The sequence below is a fragment of the Streptomyces sp. NPDC111656 genome (assembly GCF_055656965.1).
Genome location: NZ_JBVKCA010000013.1, coordinates 250,289 through 274,718, shown reverse-complemented (window position 1 = coordinate 274,718; position 24,430 = coordinate 250,289). Strand labels below are relative to the sequence as shown.

Here is a 24,430-nt window from a genome sequence, read left to right as displayed (position 1 = left end):
CCGACTGTGGCGGGGCCGGCGAAACAGCTGGGTTTCGTGTCTGGTCCACACCCCACAAAAACCGGGGTGGTGCGGCCTGGTCCACCCCCCCCCCACCACCATGAACGGCTGTGTATAGCCGTGTACGGCAGGGCTCGCCCGCTTCCTCACCTCTCACGGAGACCCGTTCATGCTGAACATCGCGGACACGCTGTACGACTGGTGCCGCGCGGGCCGCCCCTTCGCCCTGGCCACCGTGATCCAGGTCAGCGGCAGCGCGCCCATGCCCCCAGGCACCGCGTTGACCGTGGACGCCGCGGGCACGGTGGTCGGCAGCATCTCCGGAGGGTGCGTCGAGGGTGCCGTCTATGACCTGTGCACGCAGGTACTCGCCGAGGGCGCCGGCCCCGTACGGTCCCGGTTCGGCTACTCCGACGACGACGCCTTCGCGGTCGGCCTGACCTGCGGCGGCGAGATCGACGTCCTCGTGCAACGCGTGGATCCCGGCAGACGCCCGCACCTCACCGCCGCCCTCGAAGCCGTGGCACAACGACGGCCGGTCGCCGTGGCGCAGATTGTGGACGGCCCGGAGGCATTACTCGGCCGCACCCTGCACGTCGACAGCCGGACGTACGACGGCACCCTGGGCGGCGAGGACGCCGACCGTGCCGTGACCGCGCAGGCCCGCGCACTGCTACGGGCGGGCCGCACGGCTCGTATCGAGGTCGGGGGCGAGGGCTCCACCTGCCCGGAGCGGCTGTCCGTCCTCGTCCACACCCATGCGTCCCGCCCCCGCATGCTGATCTTCGGTGCCGTCGACTTCGCCGCCGCGCTCAGCCGGGCCGGGAGCTTCCTCGGCTACCGCGTCACCGTCTGCGACGCCCGCCCCGTCTTCGCCACCCGCACCCGCTTCCCGTACGCCGACGAGGTGATCGTCAACTGGCCCGACCGGTATCTGGCAGGCATCGAGGTCGACGCCCGAACCGCTGTCTGCGTCCTCACGCACGACGCCAAGTTCGACATCCCTCTGCTGCGACTCGCCCTCGACCTCCCAGTCGGCTACATCGGCGCAATGGGCTCGCGCCGCACCCACGAGCACCGCCTGGGCGCACTACGCGACGCTGGCGTACCGGAGGACCGGCTCGCCCGCCTGCGCTCCCCGATCGGCCTCGATCTCGGAGCCCACACCACAGAGGAGACGGCCATCTCCATCGCCGCGGAAATCATCGCCCACACCAACCACGGCACCGGCCTGCCCCTCTCCCACGGCACCGGCCCCATCCATCAACCGACTCTCATCGACGACGAGCCAGGCCAACTGGTAAGCGTGCGCGAGGGTATCTCCCGCCGGCACCGGACCGACCGCCCGGACAACGACTGAAGGAGTGGGGCGGATGCCCCACTCCTTCTCGCGTTCGTCAGACGGTCACAGGTGCTTCGCGAAGAACGCGGTGAGCTTCTCGGCGACCTGCGCGACGTACTCGGGGTTCCAGTACAGGTCGATGTGGCTGGCGCCGTCCAGGACGAAGAGCTCCTTCGGCTCCTGCGCCCTCCCGATCGCGTCCTCGCTCATGTACAGCGTGTCGGCCTCGGAGCCGGCGATCAGCAGCAGCGGGCGCGGGGAGATCAGCTCGATGCCCTCGAACGGGAAGAACGCCATCTGCTGACTCAGGCTGGACAGGGCGAACGTCCCCATGAACCGGGGGTTGGGGTCGATCTCGGAGTAGTACTTGTACCCCTCCTGGTACATCATCGGGATCGTCGACAGGTCGTTCATGTCGAACCGGGGGTTGTCGGCGATCAGGGAGAACATCTCGACCTCCCCGCCGGCCTCCTCGCGCGTGCGGGCCTGGCCCGACCGCTTGAGCAGGTCGGTGCGGTACTCCGCCGACTGCTTGCCGAGCGGGCCGACGCCGTCGCGGCGCGCGGAGCCGATGTTGAAGGTGCTCACGCCGGCGACGGCCTTGATGCGCAGTTCCGTCTGCGACACGTTGACCGTGTAGCCGCCGCCCGCGCAGATGCCCAGCGCACCGATGCGCTCCGGGTCCACTTCGGAGCGGTTGCTGAGGAAGTCCACCGCGCGGCGGATGTCCTCGGTACGCGCCGAGGGGAACTCCGAGAAGTGCGGCTCCCCGCCGCTCTCGCCCTGGTAGGAGGCGTCGAAGACCAAGGTGACAAAGCCCTGTTCGGCCAGCTGCTTCGCGTAGGTCGTGGAGACCTGCTCCTTGACGGCGCCGAACGGGTGGGTCACCACGATCGCGGGGTACTTCGTGCCCTGCTCGAAGCCGGCGGGCCTGAACAGGTTGCCGACCACCGTGTTGCCCTTGTTCTGGAAAGTTACTCGTTCCATGTGCAGGTCCTCTTCGTTCCAGGTTCTCTGTCGTGCGTGGCTCGGCCGGCGGAGTGCGGGGTTCCCGGACGTGCGCGCGCCCACGGTCCGGTCCCCGTCACTCGTCCGTCTCTGCCGGGCCTGCCGGCGGACGGATACCTACCGGCATCGCCGGTAGGCCATCAGCCTCGTCGTCCCGGTCTCCGAGTGGCAGGCCCTGCCGTGGCGTGGAGTCCCGAGCCGTGGTGTGACAGGGCACCCCAAGCGTCTGCGGCGCAGGTCAGATGGCTGATCCGGCTTCGTCCGAGGAGGATGCCGACGGCCCGCCGCCAGGGGCCGTGCCCTTCGGGACGCGCTCTTGCCCGAGCAGATCCAGGAGGACGACCGCGTCGTGGTCGGGGGTGCCCGGCTCGGCGAAGAACATGAGGACGCGGTGGCCGGGCGTGCCCTCCAGCTGCATGGACTGGTGACCGAGGGTGAGGTCGCCGACCTCCGGGTGATGGAAGGTCTTGAGTCCGCGGGAGTGCCCCTTCACGTCGTAGCGCTCCCACAGGCGGGCGAACTCCGGGCTCTTCAGGAGGAGTTCACCGACGATCCGGGCCAGGTCGGGCGCGTCGGGGTCGGTACCGGCCAGCGCGCGCAGCTGGGATATGCAGCCGCGGATCTGGTTGTCCCAGTCGTCGAAGAGGTCGCGAGCGGCAGGGTGGAGGAAGAGGTAGCGGGTGTAGTTGCGCTGCGTCGCCGGCCAGTCCTCCATCCCGACGAGCAGCTGCGGTGCGGCCGGGTTCCAGGCCAGCACGTCATTGGTGCGGCCGACCACCGCCCCGGGGTTGGGCCGCATGCTCTCCAGCAGCATGAGCGCCCCAGGCGGCACCGCCCGGCTGACGGGGACCGGCGGCCCCTCCGAGGCGGCTCCGGACGCGGTTCGGGCGGCGTGTACGACCAGGCTGCGCAGGTGCTCGCGCTCGTCCTCCTCCAGCAGGAGAACGCGGGCCAGGGCATCGACGACGGCAGGACTGGGGCGCATCTCCTTGCCGCGCTCCAGGCGGGCGTAGTAGTCGATGCTCACCCCGGCCAGCGTGGCCAGCTCCTCCCGACGCAGCCCAGGCGTGCGGCGCAGGCCGGCACCGGGTGGCAGGCCCGCCTGCGCGGGGGTCACCTGGGCGCGGCGTGCCCGCAGGAAGCGCCCCAGCTCGGTACCCCCGCCGCCGCTCTGCTGCTCGTTCGTCATACCGTTCAGTCTCACCCCCGCCGTGACCTGCATGGCGGGTCCGTGGGGCGCCGTGTCACAGCACGGAACACCGCTGCCCGGTACAGCGCGGCCTGCCACACGGCGGACGTGGCACCCAGGCTGGCAGGTGCAACGAAGGGGGCGCGGATTCCCCTCCCACCGCACGCCCAGCACCCACGACGGAGGTGAAAACCCATGATCCACCCCGGCCGCGGTACGAGCCCGACCGCGCTCGGCCGCGACAGCCGACCGACGTTCGCCTTCGACGCCATCGGAACGCGCTGGAGCATCGAAACGGACACCCCCCTCGGCACCGACCTGCGGCGCAGCCTGCGCCAGCGCATCGAGGACTTCGACGCCGTGTACTCCCGGTTCCGGCCCGACTCGCTCGTCTCACGCATCGCCGCCGCCTCCACCGGTGGCCGTTTCACCTTCCCCGAGGACAGCCGCTCCCTGTTCGACCTCTACGACCGTCTCTCCGACCTCACCGACGGCGCCGTCGACCCCCTCGTCGGCCGCGACCTCGAACTCCTCGGTTACGACAGCACCTACACCCTCACCCCCGCGCCGGCCCCCGTCCGTGCCCGCCACGCCCGCACCCGCCCGTCGTGGCATGCCGACGTCGTCCGGGACGGCACCACGCTCACCACCGACCGCCCCCTGGTGATCGACGTCGGTGCCGCCGGCAAGGGCCACCTCGTCGATATCGTGGCCGGGCTGCTGCGGGACGCCGGCGTCGGCCGGTTCGTCATCGATGCCGGCGGCGACCTGCGCCACAGCGGCTCGGACCTGCTCCGTGTAGGGCTGGAACACCCCCTCGCCCCCGACCGTGTGATCGGCGTCGCCCAGCTGCACCGGCAGTCCCTGTGCGCCTCCGCCACCAACCGGCGCGCCTGGGGACCCGGCCTGCACCACGTCCTCGACGGCCGCACCGGCCTGCCGACCAGTGACGTCCTCGCCACCTGGGCCATCGCCAACGACGCGGCCGTGGCCGACGCCCTGGCGACCGCCCTCTTCTTCACCGAGCCCCACCGCCTCGCCGCCGCCCACCGCTTCACCTACGTCCGGGTGAGATCGGACGGCCGCGTCGACGCTTCCCCCGACTTCGTCGGCGAACTCTTCACCTGACCGGCAGACCATTCCCAGCAACGCACCATCAGCACGTCCGAACAGGAACCCCCATGTATCAAAACGGCGAATACAGTGCCACCGGCTGGTACGGCAGCCTCCCCTCCCACATCACCGTCTTCCTCACCCTGACCGAGGGCGTCGTCTCCGACGTCAGCGTCACACCCCACGCCAAGGGCTTCGTCTCACGCTGGTACCAAAAGCGCTTCGCGAAAGCCGTCCCCAGCGTCGTCGCCGGCAAGCACATCGACGACATCCACCTCGACCGCCTCGCCGGATCGAGCGTCACCACCGACGGTTTCAACGACGCCCTGGAGCGCATCAAGGCGGACGCCACGCGGTGATGCGCTCACAGGTGTCACCCTCCGTCGGCCTGCCCACGAACGGGCTCCGTCATCTCCGCCGCGTACAACTCGTCGATAAAGGCCGCGTACTTGGCGCTCACGTTCCGGCGGCGGATCTTGACGGTGGGGGTCAGTTCGTCACCGCCGGCCTCCCAGAAGTACGGCAGCACGATGTGCCGTTTGACCTGCTCGACGCGTGAGAGCCGCTTGTTGCCGGCGGCGACGGCGTCGGCGACACGGGCCAGGATCCGCGGATCAGCGGCCAGAACATCCGGGGCGGCATCGGCGAGTCCGAGCCCGGGAGCGATGCTGCGGGCCGTGTCGGGGTCGAGGGTGATCAGGGCGGTGGTGTACGGGCGGCCGTCGGCCAGGGCCACCATCGGGCCGATCAGCGGATCGGCGGAGCGGACGGCGAGCTCGATGGCGACCGGGGACATGTTCTTGCCGGCCGCGTTGATCAGCAGTTCCTTCTTCCGGTCGACGATCCGTACGTAGCCGTCGTCGTCGATCTCGGCGATGTCACCGGTGCTCAGCCAGCCGTCCGGCGAGAGCGCCTCGCGGGTCTGACCGGGCAGTCCCCGGTAGCCGCGCATCACCATCGGTCCGCGCACCTGCAGTTCCCCGTCAGGAGCGAGCCGCGCCTCCAGGCCCGGCACCGCCCGGCCCACCGCCCCCAGGCGCTGCTCGCCCGGCGGAGTGAGGAAGCCCATGCCGGCCACCTCGGACATCCCCCAGCCCTCGCAGATCTCCAAGCCGAGGGCCAGGAAGAACTCCAGGACCTGCGGGGCGACCGGCGCCGCGCCGCACCCCGCCCAGCGGACCCGGTCCAGTCCGAGCAGCCTCCGGATCGGGGCGAGCACGGCCGCGTCGGCCTCGGCATACGCCGCAAGATCGGAGGCAGCGACTCTCTCGCCGCGCTGCCGCATGGCGACGATCCGATACCCCAGCCGGAGGGCCTGCCCAGCCTGCTCGCGGCGCGCCTGGTCGGCCTCGGCCGCGAACATCGCCTCCACCGCGGCCTTGAGTTTCTCGTAGACCCGGGGGACGGCCCCGAACACCGTCGGCCGCGTCTCCCGCAACGCGCCGGCCACGGCCCGCATGTCGGCCAGGAACGTGACCTCGACGCCGCGCGAGAGCGGGATGTACAGGCTGAACAGGCGGTCGGCGATGTGGGCGGTGGGCAGGAAGGAGATGATGCTGTCCGTGGCGTCCATGGGCCACATCGTGGGCACCGCGTCCACCTGCGCGAGGAGCTGGCGGTGGGTCAGCTCCACGCCCTTGGAGGGGCCGGTGGTACCGGAGGTGTAGATCAGGGTGGCCAGGTCGTCGGGGCCGACCGCGCGCCAGACCGCCTCGAAGTCGAAACCGGTGTTCGCGTCCCCCGCCGCCAGCAGGGCGGACCACGTACGGGCGCCGGGCGCACCGGAGTCCAGGACCACGAGGTCGGCGAGGTCGGCACCCGCCGTCGTGAGCGCGGCCACGAAGCCGGGCTCGCACACCACGAGCCGGGGCCGTGCGCCGTCCAGGATGTGGGTGATCTGATCGGGCGCCAGCGTCGCGTAGACGGAGAACGCCGCGGCTCCCAGGTGCAGGGCGGCCACGTCGCACAGGGTCGCCTCGGTCCGGTTGCCCGTCATCAGAGCCACGGTGTCGCCCCGCCGTACGCCGTACGCGGCGAGGCCCGCGGCCAGTCGCCGTACGGTGTCGCCGTACTCGCCCCAGGAGAAGGTCGCGCCTCCGCCGCTGGTGCACAGTGCCGGAGCGGTCTGGTCGACCTGGGTGAGGGTGTGCTGGAACGCGGCGCACAACGTGGCCGGCTGCGGCGTCGGACGGTCTGTGGGCATGGCTGCTCCCTGGCGGAGGGGGAAAGGGTCCCGCGGTTCCGGCAGACGCAGGGCTCCCGGACGGGAATGGCTCGGAGCGGGTGGCACGGCGGTCCCGCGCCACGCACTCACAGACTGCCGCCGCCCGGCCACGTCCGGCCATCGGTGGATCCCCGAATCTAGGCCGTGGGATTCCGTGATTTAGACGAGCCGGTGTCGCCGTCCTCCGGCTGACGGTGGTCATCCTCAGCGTCTGCGCCGACCAGTTCCACCGCGGTACGTGAAGCCACCAGACCCGCGACGGTGCGCACCTCCACGCCGGTCAGCTCCTGCCACCGTTCCAGCCGGTAGGACAGCGTATTGGGATGGACGCTCAGCGCCCGGGCGGCGGAACTCACCGTGAACCCGTGATCGGCGAACGCCCGGACCGCCTCGGCCAGGTGGGGATGACGGCGAGCCACCGCGACAACCGGCCCGATCAGCGGCTCCAGCCGCTCACCCGACTCGTCGGCCAGCGCCAGCGGCCACAACTCCGCGAACGTCCACCGCCCGGCCCGCCCCCGCGCCACGGCGGCCGCCGCCCGAGCGTCCTGCAGGCTCTCCCGTGCCGCGTAGCGACCGGTCCGGGCCAGCCCCGCGGCCGCACAGGCCAGCCCCTGCTCACCGAGCACGCCTGCAGCCGGATCAAGTTTCCCGCCCTGGACGAGGACCAGCACGGCCCCGGGCTCCTGCCCGACCGCGTACGTTCCGGGCAGGAGATCGAGGCGCGCCTGCACCCGTGCCACCTTGCCTTCCTGCAACTTCGGTGGTTCCCCCGGCCCTTGCACCGTCGGAGCCACCCAGGCCCGGAACTCGCCGCCAGGATCGAACCCGGCCTGCTCCGCCGCGCTCCGCAGCTCCCGTGCGTCCCCGCCTCCCGTTCCCTCACCCGTCCCGCTCGCCAGGTTCAGCAGCCGCAGCCGCCCTCCGGCCAGCAGGGCGTCTCGTCCCACCCGTGCGTCGTGATGGCCGGTGGACAGCGCGGTGGTGATCTCCAGCATCCACGCCATCGAGGTCTCCGCCCCCACCAGCAGCGCCTCGGCTGCCGCGGGCCCCTGCGCCAGAGCGACCAGCTCACGCCACAGTGCGCGGTAGCCGACGTAGAAGCCGGTGATCACGTCTTCGACGGCCGTCCCCTGGCGGGCACGCCGTGCCCCGTGTTCCCGAGCCGCCGCCAGCTCGGCCGCCACCGCACCCCGCCCGACGGCGATCGCCTCCAGCTCGGCACCCGCGAACTCCCTCACCGTCACCTGCAGATCGGTGTGCGTCGGCAGCCCCGCCGCATAGTGGGGAGTCTCGGCCACGATGGCGTCCGCGATCTCCGCAGCCAGTGGTACCAGCCGCTCCTGCACCGCGGCACACATCTCCGCCAGGAGGCCGCCTGCCTGCCCGGGCCTGTCGACCTGCATGAACCGACCTCCGGTACCCGAGGCGATCGGCGCCTCCGCCTGTCCGAAACACACACGGTAACCGCCTCCGTCAGACCCGGAGCGGTTCACGAGCGTGGGTGTCTCCCCGGCGGCCCCCGCCGCGTTGGAGCCCCTTGAGCCCGGACGTTTTCGTCCTCCGCTTCAGCTCGGCAGACCCAGCCCGAAGGACTCCCGGGTGGTGACGGCGGTCGGGTAGCCGGCGTCGGCCTGGCGGATGACGCCGAGTCCGGTGTCGGCGTCCATCACGCGCTTCAGGCGGCGCGCCGCCTCAGTGCCGTCCGAGAGGTGCGAGGTATACCGGAATGTCCTGGAGACGCGTTCGCCCTGTCATCGAGCTCTGAGGCGGCGCCGAGCACGCAGCCACCTCAGCCGACACTGTCCACGGGACTGATCAGATGCCGCTGGCCTCCTTGAACGCGGCGTTCCGGGCCCGTTGTGCGGGGGTGTTGCTGAAGCCATTCATAGCTCTACGAAGTTTCTGTGCCGTTTTGGGCAACGGGCGCAAGGCGTGGCCGATGGCCGAGGCGAGTTGGGTGTCTGCCTCGCGTAGCACGGGAGTGAGGCTGGCCACGATGTCATCAGGTACTGAATCAGGGTGATGCTCGATGAGCGTGGCGATGAATGCGGCTGCGCGGGTGGCGCTGCTCTGATCCTCGGTCATGAAGGGCAGCGTGTGCTTCCAGAGGGCAGCCGGGTCGTTGCATGCCGTGATTGCTGTGGCGGCGAAAGCAGGTGTCCAATCTGCCTGTTCCATACGGTTGTTGAGATACAGCATGATCGCGTTGTCGAATTCCGGAGTCTCGTGGATCAAGATGAGCACATCGCTGATTCGATCGCCGGCCTTGACGAGCGCGGCGCAGAGGAGTTCTGCGTCTGCGTCGGCGGCGCAGTGGGCGAGTGCCGGGCACCGTGAGTCGGCGCAGGCCAGCAGGCTGCTTTGCTGATCCGTGGTGATCTGCTGCCACAGAGTGCTTGCGTACTGCCAGGGTTCGGTCTCTGCTGAAGTGACCCCTCGGGTCCCGACACTTCCGTTTTATGCCGCGAGGTCCAGCCGTTGGTGACAGCGGGTCCTCGCCTGGTACGGCGTGATGTAGCCGATGGTCGAGTGGATCCGCTCCCGGTTGTAATGAGCTTCTTCGGGCTGGGCACCGATCAGGTGACGGTCCATGACTCGCAACGAGCGAGGCCCCCAGGCGGTTGATCGAGATGTCTGACGTCTCAATCACGCTGCTCGGGGCCTCGTTGGTCATCTATCCTGCCGCACTCGACCTGCCTCACGCGCTCGTGGAGTGGGTGACGATGCTGATCGTCACCCGTGAGGGCGACCGGCGGTGCAAGCTCCGCCCGTCCCAGCGTGCGATGGCGGCACTGGTGTACCTGCGCGAACACACCACCCTGGCGAAGACCGCCGCCGGGTTCGGGATCAGCAAGTCCACCGCCCACGCCTACACCCATGCGGTCATCCACCTGCTCGCCGAACGAGCGCCGGGTCTGCTGAAGGTCCTGCGCGAGACCGATGCGGACTTCGTCCTGCTGGACGGCACCCTCGCCGAGTGCGACCGGGTCGGCGACGGCCGGGCCGACTACTCGGCCAAGCACCGCCGGCACGGGGTGAACGTACAGGTGGTCACCGATCCCGGTGGCCGGCTGCTATGGCTCTCAACCGCTTTGCCGGGGCGCACCCACGACCTGACCGCCGCCCGCACCCACCGGATCATCCGCATCTGCGAGCGCCAGGGCGTTCCGATCCTGGCAGACCACTCCTACCAGGGCGGCCGCCCCTGGCTGACCACAGGCATCAAACGCAAGCCCCTGCGGGAACTCACCCTCACCGAGAAGACCCTGAACCGTGCCCTGGCCGCGGCACGGGCACCGGTCGAACGCGGCGTCGCGCGGCTGAAGTCCTGGCGCATCTTCCGCAGATCCCGATGCAGCCCAAACCTCATGACGTCAATCGCGAAAGCCATCCTCACCCTGGAGCGGCAACGCTGAAGAAGCTCAATGGCGCTCGTTCTTCCACACCGTCACAACCGACGGCCACGGCACGTTACCCGCCCGTCCGGCCATGCGGAGCCGGGGTTCTCGGCGGTGGCCCCGCTCGTCTCGCCCGGGTGCTGCGGCGCGACCAGGACCCGATCGCGCGTGATGATGGGGCCAGAGCGCTCGGCACCCTCCGGCATGGTCAGGAACTGTTGGACGTGTCCGCGCTGGGACCACGGACGCACGCCCCTGACGGGACCGAGCCCGGTCACGAAGCCGCGGCGCGGGGTGGCGGATGCTCAATCGTCCAGCGGCGCTCGATGTTCCGGTCCGGCGGGAACACCGGGTATTGAAGCGCGTACTGCGGGGCGGAGTGCTCTTCCCCGGCCCAAGGCCTCGGCTGGCGAGGGCTGTTCGGCTTCCAGTGCAGCCACGGGTCGTGGCGGGGATGGTGGATGACGAACTGGTCCGCCACGTCATAGGCGACCTCAACCAAGGCCATGCCCACGGCACCCTCGACATGCAGGAGGTGGTCCGTGCGCTTGCGCGGGTCGGTCAACTGCTCGGCCGGGCTGGGAAGGAACAGGAGCCGGTGCGGGTCCAGGGGCAGCATAATGTCGCTCTGGGCCACGGCGAGAACCTGATCGTCCGCATCGGGCCGGTTCCATACGACCACGGGGACGTCGCTGGTGAGCAGACACATGTCGCTGAAGCCCAGCCCCCAGGGGCGGTTGTACAACACGAGCGCCAGGACAGCGATGTTCTCGACGATGTAGCGAAGGTGGGGGTTGTTCGCCGTGATCCAGGCGATGTCGACAGGGACATCCGCCGCCTCCGCGGACGGCAGCTGAGTATGGGCGAGGCGCTTGCGCTGGCGCGTCGTGCGAAGGATCTGCGCGGCCATCCACCAGGAAAGAGCACCGCGTTGCTCGGGCGTGAGCGGCCAGTTCGGTGTCAGGGCCCAGTCCTTGTCGTCGAGGATCACCTTGAGGACGGCCTCGGCATTGCCCTCCAGAGCGGTGAACAACTCCTCGCACTCGTGATGGGGCACGCCGTCGATGGTCGTACCCCAGTAGAAGCCACGTTCGGCGCCGATCGCGGTCGTCATCGCCGGGAATGCCTTGTCGGGGTCGTCGAGGCGCCGTACGCGCAGTTCGTACTGCCGACGTGCTCGGTGTGCGGCGAAGTGCCGCAAGTACATCTGGGGAACGGTGTGGTCCCGCGTTCCGCCCGTCTTGGCTGCCTTCTTCCCTGCGGACGCTTTGCCCACCGCTGTCCCTCCCCGCGATTCGATCCTCTGCGGCCAGTGAACAGCACACCGCTCGGTATCCGTCAGCGATTTTGTCCCCTAGTGTCCGTGACCTGGGCACCGAGCAGCTCTTAGAGGACGTTTGATCTAGGTGGATTGCCCATTATCTCCTAGTAAGTTCCTCGCCAGGTAGGGGTGGTCTCGTCTGCTATGCACCGGGCGAGGTTGTCGACCGAGGCGATGTGGATCATGGCTTCCGAGCTGGCGGTGAGGGTCTCGTAGTCGCGGGCGAGGCGGCGGTGCATCATGATCCATCCGATGCTGCGCTCTACCACCCAGCGCCTTTTCACGACATGAAAGCCGCGTTTCTCGGGGTTGCGGTTGACGACCTCGACGTCGATTCCGAGGGTGGCGCCGTGCTCGACGACGGCGTTCTTGAAGCCGGTGTCGACCCAGCTTTTCGCGATGGTCGGGTAGGTTTCTTTCGCTTGGTCGAGGAGGCGTATCCCCATGGCATTCTCGGAGAGGCTGGCGCCGGCGACGGTCACGGCGAGGATGAGGCCGATCGTGTCGGTGAGGATGCCCCGTTTCCGGCCGACGATCTTCTTCGCGGCATCGGTTCCCTGGCTGGCCAGGGGCACGTTGGTGGAGGTCTTGACACTCTGGGTGTCGATGACGGAGCCAGTCGGCTCGGGCTTGCGCCCCTCCTTCACGCGGGCCATGGCGGTGAGGTCGTAATTGAGCTGGGCGAAGATTCCCTCGTCGCGCCAGGCGGCGTAGTAGAAGTAGACGGTGCCGTGGCCGGGGAAGTCGTGACCTGGGTCTTCCACCGTTCCTGTACGAGTTCACCTTCGACACCACCCGCGCACTGATCAACATGCTCTACAGGCGTGTACGCCCGCCATCCGCGCATCCGCTGGCTGGGCGCGCGCGCTGGGGGCACCCTGCCGTACATCTCCTACTGGGCCAGCCTGCTGACCGTGACCCCGGCGGTCGCAGCAGTTGGGCATCGCGGGCCTCGACGACAGCAGCCCGGCCCTGCGCGGACTCTTCTACGACACTGCGCTCTCGCAGGCACCGCAGGCGATGAAGTCGGTACGCGAACTGGCCGGCACGGAACACGTCCTGTTCGCCACCGACTGGCCTTTCAGCAGCCAGTTGTTCCTAGCGGCCTGCGACCCCGCGCCGCAGCTGGACGAGACGTTCACTTCAAGCGAGCGGCTGCAGGTCGAACGGTCCAACGCACCGGAGCAGTTTCCCGCACTGGCCAAGAGGGTCGGGGCCTGAGCAGCCGGGCGCCGTGATGATCCTCTGCTCCTGCGCAGGCCGAGGACGCGCAGGTCGACGTCCGCGTACCGCAACTCGCTGACGCAGTTCCCGGCCACCTTCGAGTGAGGTGCCCAGCAGCCGCGCTCGAGCATCTGCGTGGCGATCTGACTGCCCGCGCCAGGCAGGTCGAACTTCCGGCACCGCTACTGGTCTTGACGACAATGCACATGCGGGTGCACGAGAACCGTGGCTCCTCGCTGACGCCGACGTCGGTCTCGGCCAGGAACCGCCAGTCCCGGGCCGTGGCGCATCAACCGTCCCACCTGAAGTTGTTTCTGCAGGACATGATCGCGAAAGGCGTGCACCAGGAGCAGCGAAGAAACTGCTGGTGAGTTTGCCTGCCCCTGGCAGCCGACCACAGCAACTCAGCGCCTGTTCAGCGGCTCGCCGGTCTGACTGCTAGCCGCGCCGCCCTCATCCGCGAGGCGATCCAGTGCGTAGCTTCATACATCCTGACCAGCGGTGACACGCTCAACAGCCTAAAAGGGTGCGGATTCGACCCGGATTCGACCCGAGAGGCCCAGAATCCGGAACGAACAGTAGTTGACCTGCAGTGATGCTGATTCTTGCCGCTGTACCGAGCATCCGCCGACAGAGGAGACTCACAATTGAAATTAAGTGGACATTTTTGGGCGATTAGCGCCACGTAGCGAGTAGTCGTACCCGTCGGCGCCACCTTCGGCTCCCCCGAGCGCGAACCGAACAGCAGCACCACCCGGCGCTCCGCTTTGGCGACTAGGGGCTAAATGAACAGGGCTCTGACCAGCCCCTTTACAGAAGTTCTTCCGCCTGACAGAAGCCGTCTTGCCGAGCCGACGCAAGCCTCACGACCCTGATTCCAACCACGGCACGCGGGGCGAGGGCGCCCCGCCCACAGGGACGGGAACTGCCATGCCGCACATCACCGCTTTTGCCAGGAACCAGTGGTACGTCGCCGCCTACTCGCACGAGGTCGGGCGGGAGTTGCTCGGGCGGACGATTCTCGGGGAACCGCTCGTCTTCTACCGGACGGAGGACGACGGGACGGCCGTCGCGCTGGCGGACCGGTGTGTGCACCGCCGCTTCCCGCTCTCGGAGAGCCGGCTCGACGGCGACCGGATCGTGTGCGGCTACCACGGGTTCACGTACGACACGACCGGCAGCTGTGTGTACGTGCCGGGGCAGAAACGCATACCGCGCACGGCCCGGGTCGCCTCGTACCCCGTCGTCGAGCAGGACTCGTTCGTCTGGGTCTGGATCGGCGACCCGGCGCTCGCCGACCCGGACAACGTCCCCCGCGCCCGGCACATGGACTCGCCGGACTGGACCACCGTCAGCGGTATGGAGCCGATCGACGCCGACTACGGGCTCCTGGTCGACAATCTGCTCGACCTCTCGCACGAGACGTATCTGCACGGCGGTTACATCGGCACCCCCGAGGTCGCCGAGACGCCGATCACCACCGAGGTCGACGAGGGCGCGGGCATCGTGCGGGTCAGCCGGCACATGGACGACGCCGAGTGTCCGCCGTTCTACGCCCGTTCGACCGGCATCGAGGGCCGGATCACCCGCTGGCAGGACATCGAGTACCACGCGCCGTGCCTGTATCTGCTGCACAGCCGGATCGCCCCGGTCGGGGTGCTGCCCGAGGTGGACGGCACCGACCCGAACGGCTTCCACACCGAGATCACCTACGCGATCACTCCGTCGAGCGACGGCCATGTCTACGACTTCTGGGCGGTCTCCCGGGACTTCGCGAGGGACGACGAGGAAGTCACCACGTTTCTGCGCGACTTCAACCACACCGTGGTGATGCAGGACGTCGACGCGCTCAACCTGCTGCAGAAGACCCTCGGCACCGAGCGGACGGGCTACCAGGAGCTCAGCATCAACATCGACACCGGCGGTCTCGCGGCCCGCCGCATCCTCGCCCGCCTGGTCGAGGAGGGCGACAAGCCGAGGGAGAAGGTCCTGTGACCACCCCTCCCCGCTTCGCGCCCCGCGAGATCTACCGCATCGACTGGATCCCGGGCACCGATGTGCTGCACGGCACCTGTCACTGCGGTGCCGAGCACAGTGCCCAGGACCCGATCGAGATGTGGGAGTGGATGCTCGGCCACCCCGAGGGACATGGGCCGCAGGAGTCACGGGGGCTGGGATCATGAGCTCCTACGAAACCGAACTCGTCGTGACGGAGAGGGAGTTCGTCGCCGATGGCGTGCTCTCCCTCACCCTGCGCCACCCGCTCGGCGAGGAACTCCCCGTCTGGGAGCCCGGCGCCCACGTCGACGTCGTGCTCGGGGGCGGCCTCGAGCGGCAGTACTCGCTGTGCGGGGATCCCGCGGACCGTCGGGCGTGGCGGATCGCGGTGCTGCGGGAGCCGCACGGGCGCGGCGGATCCTCGTACGTGCACGAGCAGTTGGGCGCGGGCGACAAGGTCCGGGCCCGCGGCCCGCGCAACCACTTCGCGCTCGCGCCCGCCGCCCGCTACCGCTTCGTCGCGGGCGGCATCGGCATCACCCCGATCCTGCCGATGCTCGCCGCGGCGCAGGCGGCGGGCGCCGAGTGGACGCTGCTGTACGGCGGACGGACACGCGACTCCATGGCGTTCACCGGGGAGTTGGAACGGTACGGGGACCGGGTGACGATCGCTCCGCAGGACGAGTGCGGACTGCTGGACCTCGACTCCGTCCTGACCGCGGTCCCCGCGGGCACGCTCGTCTACTGCTGCGGTCCCGGCCCGCTGCTGGACGCGGTGGAGGCGCGTTGCCCCGCCGGGCTGCTGCGCGTCGAGCGATTCCGGCCGAAGGTTCAGGAGACGGGCGGGGACGGCGAGTTCGAGGTGGAGCTCGCACGCAGCGGGCGCACGCTGACCGTCCCCGCGGACGTCTCCGTGCTCGACACCGTGCGCGGCGCGGGCGTCGAGGTGCTCTTCTCCTGCACCGAGGGCACCTGCGGGACCTGCGAGACGGATGTCCTCGAAGGGACCCCGGACCACCGGGACTCGGTACTCACGGACGAGGAGCGGGAGGCGGGCGAGACCATGCTGATCTGCGTCTCCCGGTGCCTCGGGAAGCGGCTCGTGCTGGACTTGTGAGCCGCGGGGCTCTGCAGGCCGCCTCGGCGCGGGCCCGTCTCGGCGCGGGCCCGCCCCACCAACTGTCAACAATATTGTTGGCCAAAGCCATTGACCCCGCCGTACGAGGGCTCTACCTTCCCGCTGAGCACCCATTGCGGTGCGCGCACAGCCTGTCGGAACAATGTCGTCTGCACAGGAGGAGCCATGCGTCGTCTGCTCGCCGGTCTCGCGGTCGGATCCTTTCTGGTCGCCGCGTCGGCCTGCGGTTCGTCCGGCGGCGGTGGCGCCTCGGACAAGAACGCCTCGTCCGGCGGTACCACCACGGTCAAGGTCGGGGTCATCCCCATCGTCGATGTCGCGCCTCTCTACCTGGGCCAGCAGAAGGGCTTCTACAGCAAGCGCGGTCTGAAGCTGTCCATGACGACCGCGCAGGGCGGCGCGGCGATCGTGCCGGGAGTGGTCAGCGGCCAGTTCCAGTTCGGGTTCAGCAACATGACCTCGCTGATGATCGCCCAGAGCCAGAACGTGCCCGTGAAGGCCGTCGTCAACGGGGTCGCCTCGACGGGCGTGGCGGGCAAGGACTTCGGCGCCATCACCGTGAAGAAGGGGAGCCCGATCAAGTCCGCGAAGGAACTGGAGGGGAAGAAGGTCGCGGTCAACACGCTGAAGAACATCAACGAGACGGCGGTGCGCGAGTCGGTGCGCAAGGCGGGCGGTGACCCGTCCAAGGTGAAGTTCGTCGAGCTGGCCTTCGACCAGATGCCCGCCGCCCTCGACAGCGGCCGGATCGACGCCGCGATGGTGGTCGAGCCGGCGCTCGCCACCGTCAAGAGCCAGGGCGCCACGGAGATCGCCTCGTCCCTGGTCGATGTCGCCAAGGACCTCACCGTGGCGATGTACTTCACCTCGACGCAGTACGAGCAGAAGAACCCCGACGTGGTGAAGAAGTTCCAGGAGGCGACCGCGGAGTCCCTCGCCTATGCCGACGCCCACCCGGACGAGGTACGCCAGGCCGTCACCACGTACACGAAGATCCCGGCGGCGACACTGGCCCAGGTCACCCTTCCGAAGTGGCCGGCCGAGCCCAACCGTGCGTCGATCGAGGCGCTGGAGAAGCTGGGCGAGCAGGACGGGCTGTTCAAGTCGACGCCCGACCTCGACAAGCTGCTGCCGTGAGGGGTGCGAACGCCGCTCTGGGCGCTGCCGGGCTCGCGGCCTTCCTCGCGCTGGGCGAGGCGGTGCCGCGGCTCGGTCTCGTCAAGGAGGCGTACTTCCCGCCGACCAGCCGCATCGCCGACGCGCTCGGCCAGGAGGTCACCGACCACGCCTTCTGGACGGCACTCGGCGACACCCTGACCGGCTGGGCGCTGGGCCTGGCGATCGCGATCGGCGCGGGTGTCGTCGTGGGGCTGCTCGTCTCGGTCGTGCCGTATCTGCGCGAGGTCACCGCCTCGACGATCGAGTTCCTGCGCCCGATCCCCTCCGTCGCCCTGATCCCCCTCGCCGTCCTGCTCTACGGCACCGAACTGCGCTCCGTCCTGCTCCTCGTCGTGTACGCCTCGTTCTGGCAGGTCCTCGTCCAGGTCCTGTACGGCGTCCAGGACGTCGACCCGGTCGCCGAGGAGACGGCCCGCTCGTACGGCCTCGGCCCGTGGGCACGCGTCCGGCACGTCCTGTGGCCCACGGCCCTCCCGTACGTCATGACGGGCGTCCGGCTCGCCGCCGCGGTGGCCCTCATCCTCGCCGTGACCGCCGAACTCGTCATCGGCGCACCGGGGTTGGGCGCGCGTATCGCGGTCGCCGAGTCCTCTCAGGCGGTCCCCGACATGTACGCGCTGGTGGTGGTCACCGGTCTGCTCGGGCTGCTCATCAACGTGGGCGCCCGTACGGTGGAGCGCAGGGCGCTGGCCTGGCACCAGTCGGTGCGCGGGGAGGTGGCGGTGTGAGGCCCTTCCTGCTGAGGCTGTTCTTCGTCGTCGCGTTGCCCGCGCTGCTCGTCGCGCTCTGGTGGCTGGCGTCCGACGGCAGCACGAACGTGTACTGGCCGCCTCTGCGCACGATCCTCAGGACCTTCCCGGACGTCTGGACGAGCGAGCGGCTGCGCTCCGACCTCGTGCCCAGCGTGCTGCGACTGCTCGCCGGGTACGCGGCGGCATCCGTCGTGGGCGTGGCGCTGGGCACGGTCATCGGCTCGTACCGGCGGGTGCGGGCCGTGTGCGAGCCGGTCCTGGAGTTTCTGCGCGCGCTGCCGCCTCCCGTCCTGGTCCCCGTCATCATGCTGTTCGCCGGCATCGGCGACACGATGAAGATCGCCGTGATCACGAGCGGCTGTGTCTGGCCGATCCTGCTCAACACGGTCGAGGGCGTGCGGGCGGTCGATTCGGTGATGGCGGAGACGGCGCGTTCGTACGGCATCACGGGCGTGGCCCGGTTGCGCAGCGTGGTTCTGCGCGCGGCGAGCCCGCAGATCTTCGCGGGCCTGCGCCAGGCCCTGTCCATCGGGATCATCCTGATGGTCATCAGCGAGATGTTCGCGGCCAGCAACGGCCTCGGCTTCACCATCGTCCAGTTCCAGCGGAGCTTCGCGATCCCCGACATGTGGACCGGAATCCTCGTTCTGGGCCTGCTCGGTTTCCTTCTCTCGGTCGTCTTCCGACTGGTCGAGCGCCGGGTGCTCGGCTGGTACCACGGTCTGCGCGCGGTGTCCCGGCGGTCTCCGTGAAGTTCGCGAAAGGGCGGTCCATGCACGCGTCTCTTGTCGTATCCGGCCTGAACAAGGTCTACGAGGGTTCCGGCCGCCGGGTGGAGGCGGTACGGGACCTCACCTTCACCGTCGAGGCGGGCGAACTCGTCTGTCTGGTCGGCCCGTCGGGATGCGGCAAGACCACGCTCCTGAAGTGCATGGGCGGGCTGTTGACGCCGACGGCGGGCGAGGTACGGCTGAACGACCGCCCGGTGAGCGGGCCGCCGCCGGGGATGGCGTTCGTGTTCCAGGAGTACGGACGCAGTCTGTTCCCCTGGATGCGGGTGTGGGAGAACGTCGAACTGCCCCTGAAGCAGAAGCCGTTGAGTAAGGCCCGGCGTCTGGAGCTGGTCACGGACGCGTTGGAGTCGGTCGGGCTCACGGATGCCGCCGGGGCCTACCCGTGGCAGCTGTCCGGCGGGATGCAGCAGCGCGTCGCGATCGCCCGCGCGCTCGCGTACGAGCCCGACGTCCTGCTGATGGATGAGCCGTTCGCGGCGGTCGACGCGCAGACCCGGGCCGATCTGGAGGACCTGGTGCGGGGCCTGTGGCGGGAACGCGGCATCACGATCCTGTTCGTCACCCACGACATCGACGAGGCCGTGTACCTCGGCGAACGGGTCCTGATCCTGTCCGCCTCACCCACCGTCGTACAGGAGCAGCTGAAGGTCGATCTCCCGGACGAGCGGGACCAGTTGCACACCCGCGTCACCCCGCGCTTCGCCGAGCTGCGGACCCATGTGTACGAGCAGATCCAAGCGGCGAAGCGCGGGGGGACCGGTACCGGTCCCCCCGAAAAGAAGCTCACCTGAGTTACGCCTCCAGCTCAGCCGCGCAGCCAGACCGCCGTGTCCTTCGGCAGTCGCCCCTGTGGGTCCAGTGGGCCGCTGCCGAGGAGGAGTCGGGAGTGGGCGGGGAGGTCGGCGGGGGCGTCGGCGAGGTTCACGACGCACAGCAGCCGCCCCTCCTGCCCGGGCCGGGCGAAGGCGAGTACTCCCTCGGGCGCGGGCAGCCAGGTGAGCGAGCCGTCGCCGAACTCCGGCCTGATCGTCAGGGCCGCGCGGTAGAGGGAGAGCATCGAGCCGGGGTCGGCGGCCTGGAGGTCGGCGGCGTACGCGGACCAGCCGCTCGGCTGCGGCAGCCAGGGCTCGCCGCCGAAGCCCGCGTACGGCACGTCGGCCGTCCATGGGAGCGGGACCCGGCAGCCGTCCCGGCCCGGGTCGGTGCCGCCGGAGCGGAAGTGCATCGGGTCCTGGATGCGGTCGCGGGGTATCTCGGCTTCGGGCAGGCCGAGTTCCTCGCCCTGGTAGAGGTAGACGGCGCCGGGCAGCGCGAGCGAGAGCAGGGCGGCGGCGCGGGCGCGGCGGGTGCCGAGGGCGAGGTCGGTCGGGGTGCCGAAGGCCTTGGTGGCGAAGTCGAAGCCGGTGTCGGCGCGGCCGTAGCGGGTGACCGTGCGGGTCACGTCGTGGTTGCACAGCACCCAGGTGGCGGGCGCGCCGATGGGGGCGTGTTCGGCGAGGGTCTCGTCGATGGACGTCCGCAGGCGTCCCGCGTCCCAGGGGCAGGACAGGAAGGAGAAGTTGAAGGCGGTGTGCAGCTCGTCGGGGCGCAGATAGCGGGCGAAGCGCTCGGTGTCGGGGAGCCAGACCTCGCCGACGAAGATGCCGTCGTAGGCGTCGGCGACCGTGCGCCAGGAGCGGTAGATGTCATGGAGCTCGTCGCGGTCGACGTACGGATGCGGGTCGCGGCCCTCGACGAAGTCGGGGAGGTCCGGGTCCTTGGCGAGCAGGGCGGCCGAGTCGATGCGGACGCCCGCCACGCCGCGCTCGAACCAGAACCGCAGGATCTCCTCGTGTTCCTGGCGGACGGCGGGGTGTGCCCAGTTGAGGTCGGGCTGCTCGGGGGTGAACAGGTGGAGGTACCAGGTGCCGTCGGGCAGCCGGGTCCAGACGGGCTCGGCGGAGCCTGCGAACTGGGACGGCCAGTCGTTGGGCGGGAGTTCGCCGTGTTCGCCGCGTCCGGGACGGAAGTGGAAGAGCTCGCGTTCGGGTCCTGCGGCCAAGGCGGCCCGGAACCAGGGGTGTTGGTCGGAGACGTGGTTGGGCACGATGTCGACGAGCGTGCGGATGCCCAGTTCCTTCGCCTCGGCGATGAGTTTCTCCGCCTCGGCGAGCGTCCCGAAGGCCGGGTCGATGACACGGTAGTCGGCGACGTCGTAGCCGCCGTCCTTCATCGGGGACAGGTACCAGGGGTTGAACCACAGGGCGTCCACGCCGAGTTCGGCGAGATACGGGAGTCTGGCGCGGACGCCCGCGAGGTCGCCGGTGCCGTCGCCGTCGCCGTCGGCGAAGCTGCGGACGTACACCTGGTAGATGACGGCGGAGCGCCACCAGTTCTGGGCATGGGTGGGCTGTCCCACGGTGCCTGCCTTTCGGTTGCGGGGTCGGTGTCAGCCCTTCGTGCTGCCCGCGCTGATCCCGGCGATGATGTGCCGCTGGAACACCAGGAACATCAGGACCATGGGGATGCTGGCGATCACCATCGCGGCGATGAGCACGGTCAGCTGGATGTTCTGCGACAGCTGGACGAGGGCCACGCTGATCGGCTGCTTGTCGGTGTCGGAGAAGACCATCAACGGCCAGAGGAAGTCCTGCCAGACGGCGACCAGGGCGAAGATCGACACGACGCCCAGGACGGGGCGGGACATGGGCAGCACGATGGACCAGAGGGTGCGCAGCCGTCCGGCGCCGTCGATCTCGGCGGCCTCCAGGACATCGCGCGGGATCTGGTCGAAGAAGCGCTTGAGGAGATAGAGGTTGAAGGCGTTGGCCACGGCGGGCAGCCAGATGCCGAGCGGGTCGTTGAGCAGGCTGGTGTGGATCAGCGGGAGGTCGGCGACGGTCAGGTACTTCGGTACGACCAGCGCCTGCGCCGGGACCATCAGGGTGGCGAGGATGCCGCCGAGGATCACCTTGCCGAACGCCGGCTTCAGCTTGGAGAGGGCGTACGCGGCGGCCGTGCAGAACACGAGCTGGAGCAGCCAGGCGCCGGCGGCCTGTACCACCGTGTTCCACAGGTGGGTGGGCAGGTCCATCAGGTCCCAGGCGTCGGTGTAGCCGCTGAGATGCCATGCCTTGGGCACGAGGGTCGGCGGGGTCCGCGTCACCTCGTCCGGGGACTTCATCGCGCCGGTGACCATCCAGTAGACCGGGCAGAGGAAGGCGAGCGCGAAGAGCAGGACGACGGCCGTGAAGACGGTCCAGTAGAGGGCCTTGCCGCGGGGGCGGGCGAGAGTGAGCGGGGAGACCAGGGTGCGGGTGCCGCTGCTCATGCGTACTCCTCCCCCGACGAGCGGGTCAGCCGCAGGTAGACCGCGGAGAAGAGACCGAGCAGCACGAGGAGCATGACGCTCAGCGCACACGCGCCGCCGAAGTCGTTGTAGAGGAACGCGTACTTGTAGATGAGGTAGAGGACGGTGACCGTGGCGTTCTCGGGGCCGCCGCCGGTGATGACGAACGGCTCGGTGAAGACCTGCATCGTGGCGATGATCTGAAGCAGCATCAGCATGAGGACGATGAACCGGGTCTGCGGGATCGTCACGTGCCGGATGCGCTGGAGGATGTTCGCGCCGTCCAGTTCCGCCGCCTCGTACAGCTCCCCCGGGATGCCCTGGAGCGCGGCCAGGTAGATCAGGACCGTGCCGCCCATGTTGGCCCAGGTCGCCACGATGACCAGGGAGATGAGCGCGGTGTCGGCGCCGTTGGACCAGTTCGAGGTGGGCAGGTGCAGAAAGCGCAGCGCCTCGTTGGCGAGGCCCGCTCCGGGATCGTAGAACCACTTCCACAGCAGGGCGCTGACCACCGGCGGGATCATCACCGGCAGGTACACCACGACCCTGAAGAAGGCCTTCGCGTGCCGGAGTTCGTTGAGGACCAGGGCCATCACGAACGGGACGGCGAAGCCGATGAGCAGGGCGAGGAGCGTGAAGGTGAACGTGTTGCGCCAGGCCGCGGTGAACTCCGGGTCGTGGAAGACACGGGTGAAGTTGGCGGTGCCGACCCACTCGGGCGATGAGCCCGGCGTGTACTTCTGGAAGGCGATCACGACCGCGCGGATCGCGGGGTACCAGGAGAACAGCGCGAAGCAGAGCAGGCCGCCGACGAGGAAGGCGTACGCGCGGGACTGGTCGGCCAGGCGCCGGCGCCACGGGCCCCTCGCCCGGCGCCCGGCCGACCGCGGTACCTCCGGCGCGTCGACGGCGGCCGGAGGAAGCACCACGGGCTTCGATGCGGTCTTCATACGCCTGGTCAGCCCCGGGCCAGGATGGAGTCGATCTTCCCGGAGGCGTCCTTCAGGAGCTGGTCGATGTTCGCGTCCTTCTTGGTGAGGACCGCGGAGACGGCTCCGTCGAGGACCGAGTAGATCTGCTGGGCCTGGGGCGGCTCGATCTTCATCTGCAAGCTCTGGTTGCCGTCCAGGAAGGCCTGGTAGTTCTCCACCGGCACATTGGCGTTGGCCTTCTTGACCTGCTGGTCCTTCGCGTCGGCGGCGCCGGTGAAGAGCCGGGGCTCGGGGAGGCCGACGGGGGCGTTGTTCTGCTTGGCGCGGGAGTAGTCGCCGAGGAAGCCCGCTCCGGGGGTGAGGAACATGTGGTCGAGCCACTTCAGGCCGGCCTTGATCTGCTCGGGACTGTCCTTCTTGTTGAACATGTAGCCGTCGCCGCCGATGAGCGTGCCCTTGCCACCGGGCATGGGCGCGAGGGCGAGGTCGTCGTAGTTGCCGCCCTTCTCCTTGACCAGGATCGGGATGTTGTCGGGCGCGGAGAGGTACATGCCGAGCTTGCCGGAGCCCATCAGCTGCTGGACGTCGTTGATGACGAGGAGCTGCTTGCTGCCCATGGAGTTGTCGGTCCAGCGCATGTCGTGCAGGTTCTGCAGGACGGCCTTGCCCTCCGGGGTGTCGACGCTGGCCTTCTTGCCGTCCGGCGTGACGACGTCTCCGCCCTGCGAGTACATCTCGGCGGTGAAGTGCCAGCCGCCCTGGTTCTGGGCGCTGTAGTCGGCGTAGCCGACGGTGCCGCCGCCGAGCGCGGCTATCTTCTTGGCGTCCGCGCGCACTTCTTCCCAGGTCGCCGGGGGCTTGTCGGGGTCGAGACCGGCCTTCTGGAAGAGTTTGCGGTTGTAGATGAGTCCCATCGAGTAGCCGGTGCGCGGCACTCCGTAGATCTTGCCGTCGACGGTGTAGATGTCGCGCAGTTGCTGCTGGATGGTGCCGTAGCTCTTCAGGTCCTTGACGTACGACGTGATGTCGGCGGCCTGGTTGATGTCGACGACGTGCTTGGAGTCGGTGAAGTACGTGTAGAAGACGTCCTCCATCTGGCCGCCGGCGAGCTTGGCGTCGAACGTCTTGGGGTCCTGGCAGGGGAACGCGTCGTGCGCGACGACGTCGATGTCCGGGTTCTGCTTCTCGAACGCCTTGATGTCGGCCTCGAAGAACGAGCGGTCGACCTTGGCGCTCTTCGGAGGCATGCAGTTGACCGTGATGCGGGTCTTGCCACCCGCGGAGCCGTCGTCGCTGCCGCCGCAGGCGGTGGCGGTGAGCGCGAGGGCGGACGCCGTGAGTACGACGAAGGTACGGCGGAACCCGGTACTTCTCATCGGTGGACCCCTTTGGGCAGGAGCGAGGAAGGCCCACGGGGGCGCGCCACCTTGATCTGGCGCACCGCCGTGTGCTGGCGCCGCACACTCAAGCACCGCCGACAAGGGTCC

General features: G+C 69.2%; 23 protein-coding genes and 2 pseudogenes. 12 read left to right on the top strand and 13 right to left on the bottom strand.

Annotated elements, in window-relative coordinates:
• Positions 1 to 169 precede the first annotated feature (169 nt).
• The gene (locus ACZ7M3_RS33450; protein ID WP_472068161.1) at positions 170 to 1,360 is read left to right on the top strand and encodes an XdhC family protein; all 1,191 of its coding nucleotides are present in this window, start codon (positions 170 to 172) and stop codon (positions 1,358 to 1,360) included.
• 45 nt (positions 1,361 to 1,405) lie between these two features.
• Here ACZ7M3_RS33450 and ACZ7M3_RS33445 read toward each other — a convergent pair whose 3' ends face one another.
• Both ACZ7M3_RS33445 and ACZ7M3_RS33440 read right to left on the bottom strand, forming a co-directional pair.
• Positions 1,406 to 2,329, bottom strand: a complete 924-nt coding sequence (locus ACZ7M3_RS33445) for an alpha/beta hydrolase (RefSeq protein ID WP_472068159.1) — start codon at positions 2,327 to 2,329, stop codon at positions 1,406 to 1,408.
• Positions 2,330 to 2,588: 259 nt separating this feature from the next.
• Complete coding sequence (locus ACZ7M3_RS33440) at positions 2,589 to 3,539, bottom strand: helix-turn-helix transcriptional regulator (protein WP_472068157.1); 951 nt, start codon at positions 3,537 to 3,539, stop codon at positions 2,589 to 2,591.
• 195 nt (positions 3,540 to 3,734) lie between these two features.
• Between ACZ7M3_RS33440 and ACZ7M3_RS33435 the strand changes: the two genes are divergently transcribed.
• Together ACZ7M3_RS33435 and ACZ7M3_RS33430 are read left to right on the top strand one after the other, a co-directional pair.
• Positions 3,735 to 4,667 (top strand): FAD:protein FMN transferase, encoded by a 933-nt coding sequence (locus ACZ7M3_RS33435; protein ID WP_472068155.1) that lies wholly within the window; start codon positions 3,735 to 3,737, stop codon positions 4,665 to 4,667.
• A gap of 53 nt (positions 4,668 to 4,720) precedes the next feature.
• Positions 4,721 to 5,011 (top strand): hypothetical protein, encoded by a 291-nt coding sequence (locus tag ACZ7M3_RS33430; protein WP_472068153.1) that lies wholly within the window; start codon positions 4,721 to 4,723, stop codon positions 5,009 to 5,011.
• A 14-nt stretch (positions 5,012 to 5,025) separates the two neighbouring features.
• Here ACZ7M3_RS33430 and ACZ7M3_RS33425 read toward each other — a convergent pair whose 3' ends face one another.
• From ACZ7M3_RS33425 to ACZ7M3_RS33405, 5 genes and pseudogenes are all read right to left on the bottom strand, one after another.
• The gene (locus ACZ7M3_RS33425) at positions 5,026 to 6,855 is read right to left on the bottom strand and encodes an AMP-binding protein (RefSeq protein WP_472068151.1); all 1,830 of its coding nucleotides are present in this window, start codon (positions 6,853 to 6,855) and stop codon (positions 5,026 to 5,028) included.
• Between the two features lie 158 nt (positions 6,856 to 7,013).
• Entirely contained in the window at positions 7,014 to 8,282 is a 1,269-nt protein-coding gene (locus ACZ7M3_RS33420) for an RsbRD N-terminal domain-containing protein (RefSeq protein ID WP_472068149.1), read from the bottom strand.
• 162 nt (positions 8,283 to 8,444) lie between these two features.
• Positions 8,445 to 8,576 (bottom strand): annotated as a pseudogene (locus tag ACZ7M3_RS33415) (hypothetical protein); the annotation flags it as partial.
• 118 nt (positions 8,577 to 8,694) lie between these two features.
• Entirely contained in the window at positions 8,695 to 9,123 is a 429-nt protein-coding gene (locus ACZ7M3_RS33410; RefSeq protein WP_472068147.1) for a hypothetical protein, read from the bottom strand.
• A 213-nt stretch (positions 9,124 to 9,336) separates the two neighbouring features.
• Entirely contained in the window at positions 9,337 to 9,471 is a 135-nt protein-coding gene (locus tag ACZ7M3_RS33405) for a hypothetical protein (protein WP_472068145.1), read from the bottom strand.
• A gap of 74 nt (positions 9,472 to 9,545) precedes the next feature.
• Here ACZ7M3_RS33405 and ACZ7M3_RS33400 point away from each other — a divergent pair, with 74 nt between their 5' ends.
• Entirely contained in the window at positions 9,546 to 10,295 is a 750-nt protein-coding gene (locus tag ACZ7M3_RS33400; RefSeq protein WP_472068234.1) for a transposase, read from the top strand.
• Positions 10,296 to 10,551: 256 nt separating this feature from the next.
• On the opposite strand, the gene ACZ7M3_RS33395 is transcribed toward ACZ7M3_RS33400, so the two are convergent.
• Together ACZ7M3_RS33395 and ACZ7M3_RS33390 are read right to left on the bottom strand one after the other, a co-directional pair.
• Positions 10,552 to 11,553, bottom strand: a complete 1,002-nt coding sequence (locus ACZ7M3_RS33395) for a DUF4238 domain-containing protein (protein ID WP_472068143.1) — start codon at positions 11,551 to 11,553, stop codon at positions 10,552 to 10,554.
• Positions 11,554 to 11,702: 149 nt separating this feature from the next.
• A pseudogene (locus tag ACZ7M3_RS33390) lies at positions 11,703 to 12,347 on the bottom strand (IS5 family transposase); the annotation flags it as partial.
• Positions 12,348 to 12,534: 187 nt separating this feature from the next.
• Between ACZ7M3_RS33390 and ACZ7M3_RS33385 the strand changes: the two are divergent.
• The 8 genes from ACZ7M3_RS33385 (at position 12,535) to ACZ7M3_RS33350 (ending at position 19,474) form a co-directional block, all read left to right on the top strand.
• Positions 12,535 to 12,819: a hypothetical protein gene (locus ACZ7M3_RS33385; protein WP_472068141.1), complete on the top strand. Its 285-nt coding sequence runs from the start codon at positions 12,535 to 12,537 to the stop codon at positions 12,817 to 12,819.
• 933 nt (positions 12,820 to 13,752) lie between these two features.
• Positions 13,753 to 14,817, top strand: coding sequence for an aromatic ring-hydroxylating dioxygenase subunit alpha (locus ACZ7M3_RS33380; RefSeq protein ID WP_472068139.1), 1,065 nt, complete (start codon positions 13,753 to 13,755; stop codon positions 14,815 to 14,817).
• On the top strand, positions 14,814 to 15,005 hold the full coding sequence (locus tag ACZ7M3_RS33375; RefSeq protein ID WP_472068137.1) for a hypothetical protein: 192 nt from the start codon (positions 14,814 to 14,816) through the stop codon (positions 15,003 to 15,005). The genes ACZ7M3_RS33380 and ACZ7M3_RS33375 overlap by 4 nt, the downstream gene beginning before the upstream one ends.
• The gene (locus tag ACZ7M3_RS33370) at positions 15,002 to 15,937 is read left to right on the top strand and encodes a PDR/VanB family oxidoreductase (protein WP_472068135.1); all 936 of its coding nucleotides are present in this window, start codon (positions 15,002 to 15,004) and stop codon (positions 15,935 to 15,937) included. The genes ACZ7M3_RS33375 and ACZ7M3_RS33370 overlap by 4 nt, the downstream gene beginning before the upstream one ends.
• 186 nt (positions 15,938 to 16,123) lie before the next feature.
• Positions 16,124 to 17,095: an ABC transporter substrate-binding protein gene (locus ACZ7M3_RS33365; protein WP_472068133.1), complete on the top strand. Its 972-nt coding sequence runs from the start codon at positions 16,124 to 16,126 to the stop codon at positions 17,093 to 17,095.
• Positions 17,092 to 17,865 carry an ABC transporter permease gene (locus tag ACZ7M3_RS33360; RefSeq protein ID WP_261686417.1) on the top strand — a complete coding sequence of 258 codons (774 nt, stop codon included), beginning with the start codon at positions 17,092 to 17,094 and terminating at the stop codon, positions 17,863 to 17,865. Before ACZ7M3_RS33365 ends, ACZ7M3_RS33360 begins: the two co-directional genes overlap by 4 nt.
• Positions 17,862 to 18,641 (top strand): ABC transporter permease, encoded by a 780-nt coding sequence (locus ACZ7M3_RS33355; RefSeq protein ID WP_472068131.1) that lies wholly within the window; start codon positions 17,862 to 17,864, stop codon positions 18,639 to 18,641. The genes ACZ7M3_RS33360 and ACZ7M3_RS33355 overlap by 4 nt, the downstream gene beginning before the upstream one ends.
• Positions 18,642 to 18,661: 20 nt before the next feature.
• Entirely contained in the window at positions 18,662 to 19,474 is an 813-nt protein-coding gene (locus ACZ7M3_RS33350; protein WP_472068129.1) for an ABC transporter ATP-binding protein, read from the top strand.
• A gap of 14 nt (positions 19,475 to 19,488) precedes the next feature.
• Here ACZ7M3_RS33350 and ACZ7M3_RS33345 read toward each other — a convergent pair whose 3' ends face one another.
• From ACZ7M3_RS33345 to ACZ7M3_RS33330, 4 genes are read right to left on the bottom strand one after another with little or no spacing between them, the layout of a single operon-like run.
• On the bottom strand, positions 19,489 to 21,081 hold the full coding sequence (locus ACZ7M3_RS33345; protein ID WP_472068127.1) for a glycoside hydrolase family 13 protein: 1,593 nt from the start codon (positions 21,079 to 21,081) through the stop codon (positions 19,489 to 19,491).
• A gap of 30 nt (positions 21,082 to 21,111) precedes the next feature.
• Positions 21,112 to 21,993, bottom strand: coding sequence for a carbohydrate ABC transporter permease (locus ACZ7M3_RS33340; RefSeq protein ID WP_472068125.1), 882 nt, complete (start codon positions 21,991 to 21,993; stop codon positions 21,112 to 21,114).
• Positions 21,990 to 22,961, bottom strand: coding sequence for a carbohydrate ABC transporter permease (locus tag ACZ7M3_RS33335; protein ID WP_472068123.1), 972 nt, complete (start codon positions 22,959 to 22,961; stop codon positions 21,990 to 21,992). The genes ACZ7M3_RS33340 and ACZ7M3_RS33335 overlap by 4 nt, the downstream gene beginning before the upstream one ends.
• A gap of 8 nt (positions 22,962 to 22,969) precedes the next feature.
• Positions 22,970 to 24,319, bottom strand: a complete 1,350-nt coding sequence (locus ACZ7M3_RS33330; RefSeq protein ID WP_472068121.1) for an ABC transporter substrate-binding protein — start codon at positions 24,317 to 24,319, stop codon at positions 22,970 to 22,972.
• Between the last annotated feature and the right edge of the window lie 111 nt (positions 24,320 to 24,430).

Coding starts and splice junctions, on each gene's coding strand:
- ACZ7M3_RS33420 (WP_472068149.1), bottom strand. CDS start 8,282: ATGCAGGTCGACAGGCCCGGGCAGGCAGGCGGCCTCCTGGCGGAGATG.
- ACZ7M3_RS33430 (WP_472068153.1), top strand. CDS start 4,721: ATGTATCAAAACGGCGAATACAGTGCCACCGGCTGGTACGGCAGCCTC.
- ACZ7M3_RS33340 (WP_472068125.1), bottom strand. CDS start 21,993: ATGAGCAGCGGCACCCGCACCCTGGTCTCCCCGCTCACTCTCGCCCGC.
- ACZ7M3_RS33350 (WP_472068129.1), top strand. CDS start 18,662: ATGCACGCGTCTCTTGTCGTATCCGGCCTGAACAAGGTCTACGAGGGT.
- ACZ7M3_RS33440 (WP_472068157.1), bottom strand. CDS start 3,539: ATGACGAACGAGCAGCAGAGCGGCGGCGGGGGTACCGAGCTGGGGCGC.
- ACZ7M3_RS33330 (WP_472068121.1), bottom strand. CDS start 24,319: ATGAGAAGTACCGGGTTCCGCCGTACCTTCGTCGTACTCACGGCGTCC.
- ACZ7M3_RS33450 (WP_472068161.1), top strand. CDS start 170: ATGCTGAACATCGCGGACACGCTGTACGACTGGTGCCGCGCGGGCCGC.
- ACZ7M3_RS33425 (WP_472068151.1), bottom strand. CDS start 6,855: ATGCCCACAGACCGTCCGACGCCGCAGCCGGCCACGTTGTGCGCCGCG.
- ACZ7M3_RS33370 (WP_472068135.1), top strand. CDS start 15,002: ATGAGCTCCTACGAAACCGAACTCGTCGTGACGGAGAGGGAGTTCGTC.
- ACZ7M3_RS33435 (WP_472068155.1), top strand. CDS start 3,735: ATGATCCACCCCGGCCGCGGTACGAGCCCGACCGCGCTCGGCCGCGAC.
- ACZ7M3_RS33380 (WP_472068139.1), top strand. CDS start 13,753: ATGCCGCACATCACCGCTTTTGCCAGGAACCAGTGGTACGTCGCCGCC.
- ACZ7M3_RS33335 (WP_472068123.1), bottom strand. CDS start 22,961: ATGAAGACCGCATCGAAGCCCGTGGTGCTTCCTCCGGCCGCCGTCGAC.
- ACZ7M3_RS33365 (WP_472068133.1), top strand. CDS start 16,124: ATGCGTCGTCTGCTCGCCGGTCTCGCGGTCGGATCCTTTCTGGTCGCC.
- ACZ7M3_RS33405 (WP_472068145.1), bottom strand. CDS start 9,471: ATGGACCGTCACCTGATCGGTGCCCAGCCCGAAGAAGCTCATTACAAC.
- ACZ7M3_RS33445 (WP_472068159.1), bottom strand. CDS start 2,329: ATGGAACGAGTAACTTTCCAGAACAAGGGCAACACGGTGGTCGGCAAC.